Source organism: Paenibacillus apis (genome assembly GCF_018333295.1).
GTDB classification, from domain to species: Bacteria; Bacillota; Bacilli; order Paenibacillales; family Paenibacillaceae; genus Fontibacillus; species Fontibacillus antibioticophila.
On record NZ_BORS01000001.1, the window covers coordinates 149593 to 162736 of the forward strand.

The window sequence follows — 13144 nt, forward strand, 5'->3', positions numbered from 1 at the left end:
GATGTACAGACTTTTAGTCGTCGATGACGAAATGATTATAGCGGACGGGTTGTATGAGGTGCTGTCGAATTTGCCCCAGCTGGAGCTGGATGTTTACAAGGCCTATTCCGGTGATGAGGCGGTGCGGTTGTTCGACCGGACGCGCTTCGATATCGTGCTTACGGATATCCGGATGCCGGGCCTCAGCGGACTTGAGCTGCTGGACAAAATCAGGGAGAGATGGCCTAGCTGCAGGGTCATTTTTCTAACGGGACATAATGAATTCTCCTATATTTACTCGGCCTTCCGGTATGAGGGCGTGAGCTATCTATTAAAGACCGAAGGGTATGAAAAAGTGATTCAAATGGTCGAGCAGGCAGCCATGGATATCGAGACGGAGCTGAAGGCGGAGGCGTTGCTCCAGAAGGCGCAGGAGCAGCTTGACGCGACAAGGGAATTGCTGCAAAAAGACTACGTCAAAGGAATTTTGAACGAGCAGCTCGGCGTGCAGGAAATCCATCAGAAGCAGTTCGATGAACTGGCGATTCCACTGCGCGCAGACCGTCCTGTGCTCATTATGCTGGGCAGGGTCAACAGCTTCGCCGGCGGGCTAAGCTATGCGACGAAATCCAGACAGCTCTATCGGATCAGGCTTATTGCCAGTCAGTATTTATCCGCCCGCGTCTTGTTCGTTGACACCGTCACGGAGAACATGGATCCCGTCTGGCTGATCCAGCCTCTTCCGGAAAGCGGCGGAGCTGACGGCTGGGAGCGGGTGCTGACATTCATCAAGGGGAATCTGGAGCTGATCCAGTCAGCCTGCCGCGAGTCCCTTGGCGAGGTGCTCTCGTTCGTTCTGGACGATAGCGCGGCGAGGTGGGCGGATGTGGCGGAGCGATTCTCAACGCTGAATATGCTGATGAATTACCGGATCGGGCAGGGCTGCGGCATGCTGCTTCTCGATAAGCAGATGATCGAGCAGGAGCTTCAGCCGCCGGGGGACGGACTGCGCTCGAGGCCCTTGCTGCGCAATGCCAAGCTGAGTGTGCTTGCCGATCAGTTGGAGCACGGGCAGCGGAACGAATTCAGAGCTATCCTGCTCGAATGCGCGGCAGCGCTGGCCGACATCGACAGCATGCACTATGTTCCGGCCCAGGAGCTGTACTATTCCATCGGGCTTGTATATTTATCGTATATGAATCGCTGGAGGCTTGTGGAGACGGCGGCGACCCGGATCGGCCTGCACAAGCTGATGCAGCCGGGGGAGCATGAGTCCTGGCAGCAAGCATTCGACTATTTGCTCCATGTCGGGGATATGCTGTTCAAGCTTCAAAGCCAGGAGGAGGAGAGACGGGCAAAGGACGTCATCACCATTATTCAGAAGCATGTCCAGGATCATCTGCATGATCCCGACGAGATATCGCTGGTCCGGCTGGCGGAGCTGGTCTATTTTAACCCATCTTACCTTTCCCGGCTGTTCAAGCAGGTGACTGGCCAGAATCTGTCCGAATATATCTCAGCGGCCCGCATGGCAAAGGCCAAACGGCTGCTGGAGAACCCGGACATCAAGATCCAGGATGTCGCGGAGCTGGTCGGCTACGGCACGGCCACGAATTTTACGCGCTCCTTCCGCAAGGCGACCCATATGACGCCTCAAGAATATCGAGCCTCTATCATCAACAGGTAAACAGCTGATTCAAATGTCAAGAGATGAATATTGAATGAGAGCGATTTCAAATCTAACATTAAATCTATAAGGGCCCTATACCACTTACATCTATCAGGGAGGTTCATATGAAAAAGAGAAGAACAGTGAAAAAATCGGCAATTTTATGCTTGGCAGGTCTCATGCTGCTCACAGCCTGCGGAGGCGCGAAGGAAGCCAGCTCGCCGGCAGCCGCCCCGGATCCGGCCAAGACCGATGCGGATTTGATGGCGAAGTATGATCCGCCCGTGGACATTACGGCATGGCGCTATACCGAATCAACGTACAAGTATGAGAACAACGATACGATCGAGGATAATATTTATACCCGCACTTATTTGAGCGATCTCGGCATTAATTTAAAGTATGTCTGGACGGTTCCCGTCGAGCAGTTTGACCAGAAAATGAACGTGTCGATCGCCTCCGGTGATCTGCCCGATATTATGTGGCTGAAGAACAAGCAGCTGACTGACCTGGCGGAGAACGACATGCTGTACGACTTGACGGATTTGTTCGAGAAATACGCATCGCCCATTACGAAGGAAATCATGCTGCAGGATGAAGCCAGCTTCAACACGGCGAAGATCGGCGGCAGATTGATGGCGATTCCTCACACTTCCTCCGCGGTAGACGGACTGCCGATATTATACGTTCGTACCGATTGGCTGGAAAAGCTCGGGCTCCCTGAGCCGCAAACGATGCAGGATGTGCTCGCTATTGCGGAAGCGTTTACAAAGAATGACCCGGACGGCAATGGCAAGGACGATACGTTCGGCCTGGCATTAACCAAAACATTTTTAACGGATGCCCATTTCGGTACGTCGGGATTCTTCTCCGGTTATCATGTGAATCCGGGGAAATGGGTGAAGGACGAATCGGGCCAGCTCGTATACGGAAGCATTCAGCCCGAAGTGAAGGATGCGCTCGTGCAGCTTCAGGATTTGTACGCCAAAGGCGTGCTGGATCGGGAGTTTGGCGTGAAGGACCGCGCCAAGGTCACCGAATCGGTGGCGAGCGGCAAGGTAGGCATGTTCTACGGTTCCATGTCCGCTCCGCTGTCCATCATTCAGCAGAATGTCGACAATGATCCGAAGGCTGAGTGGAAGGCTTTGCCGCTCGTATCCGTGGATGACAAGAAGGCTACTCCGATCGGCAAAATGCCGATTACGAGATACTACGGGGTGAGCAAGGACAGCAAGCATCCGGAGGCGATCATCAAGCTGCTGAACTTCAGCATGCAGGGCTATGATCCGGAAGCCGCACAGGAGAACAGCAAATTCGGGATTACCGATACGAACATTCCGGTCTATCTGTACAGCTTGATTAGCGCCGATCCGGCCAAGAAAAACCTGAACGCGCACTTGAATACGATGACGGCTCTGGAGACGAACGACCCGTCTCAGCTGTCCGTGGAGGAGAAGGGCTACTATGACCGAATCGTCGATTATCGGGGCGGCAACAGAGCGAACTGGGGAACGGAACGCGTATTCGGCTCGCCAAGCAGCTTCGACGTGATCGATCATTATGTTCAGGAGGACAACTACATTTTCGATGCCTTCTACGGGGCGCCGACCCCGACGATGGTGGAGAAGATCGCCACCCTGCAGAAGATGGAGGAAGAGGTATTCACCAAAATTATCATGGGACAATCTCTGGATAATTTCGATAAGTTCACAGAAGACTGGAAGAAGCTTGGCGGAGAACAGATTACAAAGGAAGTCAACGAATGGGCTGAGAAGAACAAATAAAAGTTTGGCTCAGATTGGATAAGAGAACGATGAAAAGGGAAGAAAGGGGCAACTCTATTTTCCCTTTTTATTGTCAGCATGGCTATGAATGGAGGAGCCGCAATGGGAATGAAGAAGAAACTGCAGGAAATCCCTCTGCATCTGATGATTTTACCCGGCATTATTTTAACGGTTATTTTTAGCTATGTCCCGATTATGGGAACGGTGATCGCTTTTCAAAAATTTGTTCCTTCCAAGGGGATTTTCAACTCTAAATGGATCGGGTTCGACAATTTCCGCTATATGCTGGACATGCCGAACTTCACGAGCGTACTATGGAACACCATATTTATCGCCGTATTGAAAATTATCGCGGGACTGATCGTCCCGATTATATTTGCGTTGCTGCTCAATGAGCTGGCGGGGGCTTTTTTTAAACGCACGATCCAGACGGTTATTTATTTTCCTTACTTCTTGTCCTGGGTTATCCTGGGCGGGATTCTGATTGATATATTGTCTCCTTCGAGCGGAATCGTGAATGAATTCCTGGGTGTGTTCGGCATTAAGCCGATCTTTTTCCTGGGGGATGATAAATGGTTCCCTTATACGCTCGTCCTGACAGATACCTGGAAAACCTTCGGCTACGGAACAATCGTATATTTGGCCGCCTTGACGGGGATCGATCAGAGCCTGTATGAAGCGGCGACCATGGATGGCGCGAACCGCTGGAAGCAGATGTTTCACATTACGCTGCCCGGCATGCTGCCGATCATTACCCTGATGACCGTGCTCAGCTTGGGGAATGTGCTTAATGCGGGCTTTGAGCAGGTGTTCAACCTGTACAGCCCTATGGTGTACAGCACAGGGGATATCATTGATACGCTAGTGTACCGGATCGGTCTCGTGGACGCGCAATACGGCGTGGCGACGGCGGTTGGCTTGTTCAAATCGCTGATCTCCTTCGTCTTGATCGTCCTGTCCAACAAGCTGGCTAATAAATACGCCGGATACAGGGTTTTTTAGGAGGGAGAAGGCATGCACAAAACATCAATCAGCCGAAAATTATTTCTGACGTTCAACTATATTCTGCTAACCGTTACGGCCATTGTATGTATTCTGCCGTTAATCAACGTGCTCGCCATTTCCTTCAGCTCCAGCAGCGCCGCCGCTGCCGGGTATGTCAAGCTGTGGCCTGTTGATTTTACGGTCGCCTCGTATAAATACGCGCTGACCAAAAATGAATTTCTAACCGGATTTTTCGTTTCGGGCAAGCGAGTGCTGCTCGGCTACATCGTTAACATGCTTATTACCATTTCGATCGCCTATCCGCTATCTAAGGAGAAAAAAGCGCTCGGGATGCGGAACGTGTATGCCTGGTTCTTCATCATTACGATGCTGTTCCACGGCGGGCTGATTCCGACCTATATGACGATCAAGTCCCTGGGGCTGCTGGATACGATCTGGGCGCTTGTACTGCCTGGCGCCGTACCCGTATTCAATGTCATTCTGCTGATGAATTTCTTCCGCAACCTGCCCAAAGAAATCGAGGAAGCGGCTTATATCGACGGGGCCGGCCACTGGCGCGTGCTGTGGAGCATCTATTGTCCGCTTTCAAAGCCAGCCTTGGCGACGATCTCGCTGTTTGTTCTCGTAGGGCACTGGAACTCCTGGTTTGACGGGCTGATCTACATGAACTCGCCTTCCAACTATCCGCTGCAGAGCTATTTGCAGACGATCATCATCGAGGTGGATCCGAGCATTGTCAGCTCCAATGAACTGCTCGATATGTCGGAGATTTCGAACCGGACGTTTAAATCGGCGCAGGTGTTCCTGGCGGCCTTCCCGGTATTGATCATCTACCCGTTTCTGCAGAAATATTTTATGAAGGGGCTAGTGCTTGGGAGCGTGAAGGGATAAGACTGAGGCTTGTTACGGAAAAGGGGTGGAAAAAGAGTGGATATGAACCGAATGATTATGCCTTCATGGGGAGATCTTGGCAACGGCTATTATCGCAATCCCGTGCTGAATGCGGATTTTTCCGATCCGGACGTTATCCGCGTGGGCGATGATTTTTATATGGTGTGCTCGGATTTTCATTTTATGGGCATGCCGGTGCTGCATTCACAGGATTTAGTCAACTGGTCGATCATCGGCAAAGTATACGAACGGCTGGATATCGATCCGGCGTATGACGACATGCGAGCTTATGCCAAAGGAAGCTGGGCCCCTGCGCTCCGTTATCACAACGGGCTGTTCTATGTGTATTTCTGCACGCCGGATGAGGGGCTGTACATGAGCACGGCTCGTGATCCGGCCGGCCCCTGGAGTCCGCTTCATGAAGTGAAGCGCGTCGCTGGCTGGGAGGATCCTTGTCCCTTCTGGGATGACGACGGCCATGCCTATCTGGGTCACAGCACCGTTGGCGCCGGCCCGATTATTATTCATCGCATGAGCGCGGACGGCAGGACGCTGCTGGATGACGGCGTTATCGTCTATGTAGGCAAAATTGCCGAAGGAACGAAAATATACAAGAGAAACGGGTATTACTATTTGGCGATTCCCGAGGGCGGCGTAGAGATCGGCTGGCAAACGGTGCTTCGCGCCAGGGATATTTATGGCCCGTATGAACGCCGGGTCGTCCTGCAGAAGGGAGCGACCGATATCAACGGGCCGCACCAGGGAGCATTGGTAGAGCTGGACAGCGGGGAGACGTGGTTCATGCACTTCCAGAGCGCGGGAGCGATCGGAAGGGTATGCCATCTGCAGCCCGTGGAGTGGGTGGATGATTGGCCCGTCATTGGCGCGGCTGGAGAGCCCGTGGCCGTGTATGCGAAGCCGTCCGTCGCCGGGCATCATCCGGTGCGGCTGCCGCAGACCTCGGATACATTTGAGGGGCCGGAGCTTGGACTGCAGTGGCAGTGGAACCATAATCCGGTCAATGACGGCTGGTCATTGCACGAAAGGCCGGGGTATTTGCGGCTGAAGGCGATGCCGGCGCCGGAGCTTCTGCAGGCGAGGAACACTTTGACCCAGAAGCTGATCGGAAGCAAAGGCATCGTATGTACCGAGCTCAGCGTCCTGCATATGAATCCGGGGCAGCGAGCCGGCTTGGCCTTTCTCTGCGCCCGGGAAGAGAACTGGATCGGCGTTGTAACAGAGGAAGGCGGCAATTATCTTCAAGCGGTTACAGGTGGAATGGTGTTCCACGGTCCGCGGCTTGCGGGTGAAACGGTCTGGCTGAAGAGTCATATCGATTTATCGGGCGAGACCAGCTTCTTCTTCAGCCTGGATGGGATAACGTTCATCCCGCTAGGCGGCGAGTGCCGTATGAGCGCAGGTTTCTGGAAGGGAGCGAGAGTCGGGGTATTTAGCTATACGACCGTAGAGAAGGGCGGCCGGGCCGACTTTCACGGATTCCGGTACGAGCACGATGGCCCGGGCGAGCAAGCGGACATATGAACAAAGTACGTATAAACGTACACATAAGGCTTTGTTAGCAGGGACGGGAATTGCGTGTGTATTAGGTTGACTATATTGTAAAGAGGCTGATGAGATTGAACGATAGCTTATTGACAAGGCTGCGGAAGATGGATCCAGCGGCGCTGATCGGGGAATCCAAGCAAGCTTATCATAGTTCGGTAATTGCGGAGTGGCTGCATTCTGGTGTGAAGTTTGCGTCCTCCTCGCAGCGATTCGAGGAAGTCTATTTCTCCGCGGTCCGCAAGCTGCTGGACTGCATCGCCCCGGCCCGTGGCGGCGTTCCCGTTCTGCGGGAAGGCGGGGACTATCCGGGCACCTGGCTGGAGAGCACGGGAACGATCAACGCTGAACTGCTCTCGCGGTTCGTGCCCAGCGTGGCGGAGGCCACGTTCCGATTGTTCGCCGAGCATCAACGGGCTGATGGCCAGATGCCGTACAAAGTGACGGAGCAAGGGCCGGCCTATAGACAAATCCAGATGGTGACCCCGCTGGCCAGAAGCGTGTGGAATCATTTTAAGCTGAATGTACGGGGGAGCAGCAGTGATAGCAACGCAAAAGATAAGGTCTTCCTGAAGGAAATGTACACCGCCATGGCCCGGTTTGATGACTGGCTTGCCAGGTACCGGAATACGAGAGGCACTGGCAGCGTCGAGGCCTTCTGTACGTTCGACACGGGGCATGATCTGTCGCCGCGCTTCTGGCATATTCCCGATTCCGCTCATTTGGACGATGCCCGGCAGTATGATCCGGGCTCGCCCGTCCTGCCGTTTTTGGCGCCTGATTTGACGGCAAATGTATTTTGCCAGCGAAAATATTTGGCCAGGATGGCTCGGGAGTTGGGAGCGGGGGCGGAGGGTGCGGCATGGGAGACCAAGGCTTTACTGAGCGAGGAAAGCCTGTTCAGGCACTGCTTCGATCAGAACGACGAATTTTTCTATGACGTGGATCGGAACGGGGAGTTCGTTCGTGTCCAGTCTGATGTCCTGCTCAGGGTCCTGGCTTGTGAGACCGGGGATCGCGCGCTATTTGACACGGCACTTAGGCGCTATTTGCTTAATACGAGCAAATTCTTCGCCAAATACCCTTTAACCTCGGTGGCAATGGATGATCCGCGTTTCGATCCGTCCTCCGCTTACAATAGTTGGGCAGGGCCGACGAATTTTCTGACGCTAATCCGAACGCCTCATGCTTTCGAGTATCACGGCAGATATGTAGAATTGACATGGCTGATGCAGCCGATCATGTCAGCAATGGCGAGAATGACGCGCTTTTCGCAGACTCTAAGTCCTTGGACAGGAGAGGAGGGCTTCACGGATACTTACTCTCCATCGATTCTTTGCTTGCTTGATTTTGTGGAGCGCATGTGCGGGATCCTGCCGACACCGGACGGTGAACTATGGTTCACCGGACTTGTTCCGTATCCGATGGATCATGGGGAGGAGGTTTCGAACGAAACGGCTTATACGCGAATCGTTGACGGGATGAGCTTCGAACTGGTTAATACGCGCCAAGGCTCAGTGATTTACCGGGACGAGGAAGCCCGCATTCAGTTCCCGTACGGTACAAGAGTGGTGACGGATCGTAATGGGCAGCTCATTAAGATCATCGGAATGATCGCGAGTCCTGTGGAGGGGACGGTGCAGGTCGAAGGAAAGGGCTATCCGTTTTCAGTCAAAGGAAACGAGCAGCTTGCTTTTACAGGCGACGGCTTCGAGACGTTGAGCGATATAGGCATTGTTATGCCTACCTATCGATAGCGGCTTGCTTGTTCACGGGGTTATAGCAAAAACTCGCCAATCATGAGGATTGAACTCTAAGCGGAGCGTCTGTCTGTAGCTTATTGATCCAAGGACCCCTGCAACCGCACGAGTCTGTAATTTATTGATCTAAGGACCCGTGCAACCGCACGAGTTCTTAGAGGTTATAGGAAGAGGGCTTGCTCCGACGAATCAGCGTTGAACAGCATGGCGAAAAGAAGGTTCCTTTCTAAAAAGCGGTAAACTGCACTACTGATTCATTCAAGTCGCCAAGCGGGTATCCTTACGGACCGATGGCGGCTTTTTTGATATGAAACCATGGCGGATAAGCCGTTCGTACAGCATTCTGCACGACATGATTTATGGAATATTGTCGCATTCACATAGAGAATCTTGTCGGTACTTGTGCTAGAATCAAATTGATGTACAATGAAGCTGTATCATCGATGGACGAATTGTCAGAATTGGATTTTGGACATTTGGAAGGGGTATTGAACAGATGCATCAAAACAGTCATTCTGTGGTCATTATCGGCTACGGCGGCATGGGAAGCTACCATGCAAAATTGATTAAGGATAACGAGCGCGTCAAGGTTGTAGGAACCTATGATATAGATTCTGTTCGCGCTGAGGCATCTACGCAGGACGGGTACCGGGCATACCCAAGTCTGGAAGCGGTATTGGAGGACAAAACGGTGGAATCCATCGTGATTGCCACACCGAACGACTCTCATAAGGAAATTGCGGTGCGTGCCTTCGCATCCGGTAAGAATGTCATCTGTGAAAAGCCGGTGACGATGAATGTGAGCGAGTTCGAGGAAATGACAGCGGCAGCCGAGCAAGCGGGCAAGGTGCTGATGGTGCATCAAAACCGCCGTTGGGACGAGGATTTTCTGATTATCAAGCAAATGTACGATCAGAAGTCAATCGGGGATTTGTTCCGGATCGAGTCGAGAGTGCATGGAGCGAACGGCATCCCGGGTGACTGGCGGCACATGGAAGTGCATGGCGGCGGCATGCTGCTCGACTGGGGCGTGCACTTGCTGGATCAGGCGCTGTTCATGATCGACAGCAAAATAACGAGCGTAAGCAGCAGATTAAGCTTTATTCTGGGTGATGAAGTAGACGATGGCTTCGAAGCGACGATTCAATTCGAGAATGGGATCTCCTATCTGATTGAAGTCGGCACAACGAACTTTATTACACTTCCACGCTGGTATGTGAAGGGAACCGAAGGCACCGGAATTATCGAGGATTGGTCGATGACCGGCCGGACGGTTACCCGCAACCGCGAGGTGGAGCATGTGGAACCGAAGCCTATTCAGGCAGGTGTGGGCCTGACCAAGACGATGGCTCCGCCATCGGAGGAAGCGACGATTACGGGCGTATTGCCGGAGCCTTTCCGTCAGCCTTCCAGCTTCTATGACAACTTTGCGGATGTCCTCGACGGCAAAGCTGAGCCGATCGTCAAGAACGATCAGGTGCTTCGCGTGCTGAACCTGATCGAGGCGATCTTTGAAGGCGGCCGTACCGGCGAGACCATCAGAGACTTTGATCAATACTAATTTATGTGGAGGGTGTCCCGTAAGTCATCGCAGATGATCGGGGCACCCTCTTTTACTGCTTGAGCGCAATAGCAGGGAAGTGTGCAATAGCAGGGAAGTGTGCAATAGCAGGAAGACAGTTAAACATTGGAGGGCGAGTTAGAGGGGCAACGTGTGAAATATGCCTATGATCGCTGTTGTTCGCGGATTTCTATGATTGGACTAAGTTCTAACAAGGTAGAAATCCGCTTACAAAGGCGAACGCTCCGAGCATATGCTCCCGAAGTAGCTTTCTTTCAGAAAGCTTTTACTTCAGCACACTTCACACTTATGCCCTAACTACTTCGCCTTTGCAGTTTAACTACAAAATGCAGTTTACACATGTCTGCGCCATAGCTGCACTGCAATAAGCTTGCCGCCTCGGCATGCAAGCAGGTATTACGTGCGCAAGCCTCGGCTAAGCGCGCGTATGGCAGCTTGCGCGCTTAGCTTTACGCACGATGCCAAGGGCATACCGCGCGTCTAAAGATGAGCCTCTGCCTCACAATGCTCTGTTCTTGCGCGAAAACTTCGCTTATCCCACAGACCTTCTTTGCACCGAACTTAACTTTCCCCACTTGACTAGCCACATTTCGATCACACTCCAGTGAAATTTCTTACCTTAAATTCTTCATTTGACGCTCGAACCCACTTTTAGTGAAAAAACTTACCTTAGATCGCCAGTAACTAGCCAAACCCACGTTTTAGTCATTTTTAAGCGAAAGAATTTCACTATATCCGCATTTCCGCCATTTCACCTGAATTTAAAGTAACTTTTTTCACTGGATGCGTATGATCGTATTTTCATGCCATCGACCGATCCCGTCATGCCGCGAAACACCTCGCGCTGGAAGCTGCGCTCGGTGCGAGGTGTACTCATGCGTACATGGTCGGTATTTTGCAAGAATCCACTGGAATACCCCTTGCTCTGCGGGATTGTTGATATTGGGGCATCTCCAATGATGATGCGGCGTTGCCTATTTACCTGCTTTGAGTATCTGTGTCATAGAGAGAGTGCGATGCAATCAGCACTATAAAGCCGAACCAAAGAACCCGCGTAATAAGGGCATAAGTGTGAAGTGTTAAAAGCTTTCTGTAAGAAAGCTACTTCGGAAGCATTAAGCGTAAGTGTTCGCCTTTGCGAGTGGATTCCTACCATTTCAGATTTTACTCAATCAAAGGAATCCGCGAGCAACAGCGATCGTAAGCATACTTCACACGTTGCCCCCGGCACGCGGCAATCACTGGTTAGTTTTATATAGGCTGTTGCTGCACAGTCGCAGGAACTTGCGTCGAATGGTATCCACGCGATAGTCTATACTTCTTCATACAGCTGCTTAAGATAAGCGATGCTGTCCGCCATATGGCTCTCCGGCGTGCTTTCCAGAATGCCATGAATGTGCGGCCGCTCATACTTCATGTAACGCAGGATCGGCCTAAAATCCAACTCGCCTTGACCGGGGGGAACAATAACGATTTTGCCGTTGTCGAGCTTATAATCCTTGAGATGAACGACTGCGATCCGGTTGCCAAGCAAGTTCAGGGCCTCGGCAACCACTTCGGCCTGACGCGCGCTGTTATCCGGAGACATCAGATTCGCGCAATCAAGAATAATCTGAAGATTGTTGGAGGGAATGGCCTCCAGCAGCTTGCGTGCCAATGGAGCGGAATGAAGCGGATGATTCTGTCCTGCCTCAATTCCTACTGTAGCCCCGAAGCGTTCGGCTTCATCCACCATTGTCCGCACAGCACGGACAACCGCCTGATAAGCTTCCACGGTAAAATTGTCCTTTGTGTATCCCGCCCCGACACTGCCGGTTTCAGTGCCCACCAGACTTGCCCCAAAATCACGAGCCAGCCTTAGATGGGCAGCGAAGCTATCCAGCGCTTCCGCCCTCTGAACCGGATCGGGGGCGATAATATTAACGTAACAGCCCAATACGGTAATATGGATGCCAGCCCGCCGGAAGGCATTTCCGAAATACTGGGCGGTGCCCGGGCTTAATCCCGCTGCCTTGGGGACGCTGTCCGGAAAGGACTTGCGAACGGCGAGCTGGACATGGGTAAAGCCATAATGCTTCACCCTGGCCAGCAGCTCCTCTAGGGGAAGAACCCCGAAATCATGGGCACGAACGCCTAAATGAAGCGGAGGATAAGAGGCTGATGGACTCTGATTCATCTTAGTCATTTCCCCCTTTATCATCGACTTGTCGAAGCTCGGCAGCCAGAACAGAGAGCGCATCGGCATAGCGAATCTCTGCTACGACCAGCTCGGCGATTTGGCAAGCTCCTTCCTCCGAAAAATGCGTGTCATCCTGAATGCCATCCGGGTAATTAGGATGGACGCCAGGCGGCAAATGCATAAGCAGCCTGCGGGAGGCCTCTTCACCAAGCCGGCGGTACAAATGCTGAGATGCTGCAAAAATATCCAATAATATCGTCCCTGTAGTCCGGGCGACCTGGCGCATGACCTCCGGATATTCGGCGACTGCCAGCGGATCCAGCGTCCCGTCCGGTAGAAACTTTCGGCGGCTGACCGAGGTCAGCAGGACCGGAGTCGCCCCGCGGCTTCGTGTTAACTCTATAAAACGAGATAAATTGCCCGGATATTCGCGGACCGGATCGGCATATCGTGCGGGATCCTCCTGCTTGCCATCATTGTGTCCGAACTGGATAAACAGGTAGTCCCCAGCCTGCAGTTCACGTTCAATGGCCTCAAGCCGTCCTTCGTTCAGGAAGGACTTTGTGCTGCGGCCGTTAATTGCGCAGTTCTTAACTTTTATAGAAGAATTGAAATGACCCTGCAAATATTCTCCCCAGCCGGTCATCGGTTTCTCGGAGGCGCCTTTGAGCGCCGCTGTGGAATCGCCGGCAATGAACAAGGTTCGCTTCATCATCATGCTTCCTTTTCGCT

Annotated in this window: 9 protein-coding genes; 7 read left to right on the forward strand and 2 right to left on the reverse strand. The window is 52.6% G+C overall.

The features are described 5' to 3' along the window. Nucleotide 1 precedes the first annotated feature (1 nt). From KI362_RS00605 to KI362_RS00635, 7 genes are all read left to right on the forward strand, one after another. Nucleotides 2-1666, forward strand: coding sequence for a response regulator transcription factor (locus tag KI362_RS00605; protein ID WP_301624098.1), 1665 nt, complete (start codon nt 2-4; stop codon nt 1664-1666). A gap of 107 nt (nt 1667-1773) precedes the next feature. Continuing rightward, the gene (locus KI362_RS00610; RefSeq protein WP_301624099.1) at nt 1774-3432 is read left to right on the forward strand and encodes an extracellular solute-binding protein; all 1659 of its coding nucleotides are present in this window, start codon (nt 1774-1776) and stop codon (nt 3430-3432) included. Between the two features lie 102 nt (nt 3433-3534). Continuing rightward, complete coding sequence (locus KI362_RS00615; RefSeq protein WP_301624631.1) at nt 3535-4434, forward strand: ABC transporter permease; 900 nt, start codon at nt 3535-3537, stop codon at nt 4432-4434. Between the two features lie 12 nt (nt 4435-4446). Further along, entirely contained in the window at nt 4447-5328 is an 882-nt protein-coding gene (locus KI362_RS00620) for a carbohydrate ABC transporter permease (protein ID WP_044479500.1), read from the forward strand. A 57-nt stretch (nt 5329-5385) separates the two neighbouring features. Beyond that, complete coding sequence (locus tag KI362_RS00625) at nt 5386-6870, forward strand: glycoside hydrolase family 43 protein (protein ID WP_301624100.1); 1485 nt, start codon at nt 5386-5388, stop codon at nt 6868-6870. Between the two features lie 89 nt (nt 6871-6959). Beyond that, entirely contained in the window at nt 6960-8648 is a 1689-nt protein-coding gene (locus tag KI362_RS00630; RefSeq protein ID WP_301624101.1) for an MGH1-like glycoside hydrolase domain-containing protein, read from the forward strand. Nucleotides 8649-9147: 499 nt separating this feature from the next. Beyond that, nucleotides 9148-10212 (forward strand): Gfo/Idh/MocA family protein, encoded by a 1065-nt coding sequence (locus KI362_RS00635; protein ID WP_301624102.1) that lies wholly within the window; start codon nt 9148-9150, stop codon nt 10210-10212. Nucleotides 10213-11545: 1333 nt separating this feature from the next. Here KI362_RS00635 and KI362_RS00640 read toward each other — a convergent pair. Together KI362_RS00640 and KI362_RS00645 are read right to left on the reverse strand one after the other, a co-directional pair. Continuing rightward, nucleotides 11546-12409 carry a sugar phosphate isomerase/epimerase family protein gene (locus KI362_RS00640; RefSeq protein ID WP_301624104.1) on the reverse strand — a complete coding sequence of 288 codons (864 nt, stop codon included), beginning with the start codon at nt 12407-12409 and terminating at the stop codon, nt 11546-11548. Nucleotide 12410: 1 nt separating this feature from the next. After that, nucleotides 12411-13124, reverse strand: coding sequence for a rhamnogalacturonan acetylesterase (locus KI362_RS00645; RefSeq protein WP_301624105.1), 714 nt, complete (start codon nt 13122-13124; stop codon nt 12411-12413). Nucleotides 13125-13144: the final 20 nt, after the last annotated feature.

What these genes read in the sequence shown, in the direction of transcription:
- KI362_RS00635 (WP_301624102.1), top strand. Translation starts at nt 9,148, where the DNA reads ATGCATCAAAACAGTCATTCTGTGGTCATTATCGGCTACGGCGGCATG.
- KI362_RS00645 (WP_301624105.1), bottom strand. Translation starts at nt 13,124, where the DNA reads ATGAAGCGAACCTTGTTCATTGCCGGCGATTCCACAGCGGCGCTCAAA.
- KI362_RS00610 (WP_301624099.1), top strand. Translation starts at nt 1,774, where the DNA reads ATGAAAAAGAGAAGAACAGTGAAAAAATCGGCAATTTTATGCTTGGCA.
- KI362_RS00620 (WP_044479500.1), top strand. Translation starts at nt 4,447, where the DNA reads ATGCACAAAACATCAATCAGCCGAAAATTATTTCTGACGTTCAACTAT.
- KI362_RS00605 (WP_301624098.1), top strand. Translation starts at nt 2, where the DNA reads ATGTACAGACTTTTAGTCGTCGATGACGAAATGATTATAGCGGACGGG.
- KI362_RS00615 (WP_301624631.1), top strand. Translation starts at nt 3,535, where the DNA reads ATGGGAATGAAGAAGAAACTGCAGGAAATCCCTCTGCATCTGATGATT.
- KI362_RS00625 (WP_301624100.1), top strand. Translation starts at nt 5,386, where the DNA reads ATGCCTTCATGGGGAGATCTTGGCAACGGCTATTATCGCAATCCCGTG.
- KI362_RS00630 (WP_301624101.1), top strand. Translation starts at nt 6,960, where the DNA reads ATGAGATTGAACGATAGCTTATTGACAAGGCTGCGGAAGATGGATCCA.
- KI362_RS00640 (WP_301624104.1), bottom strand. Translation starts at nt 12,409, where the DNA reads ATGAATCAGAGTCCATCAGCCTCTTATCCTCCGCTTCATTTAGGCGTT.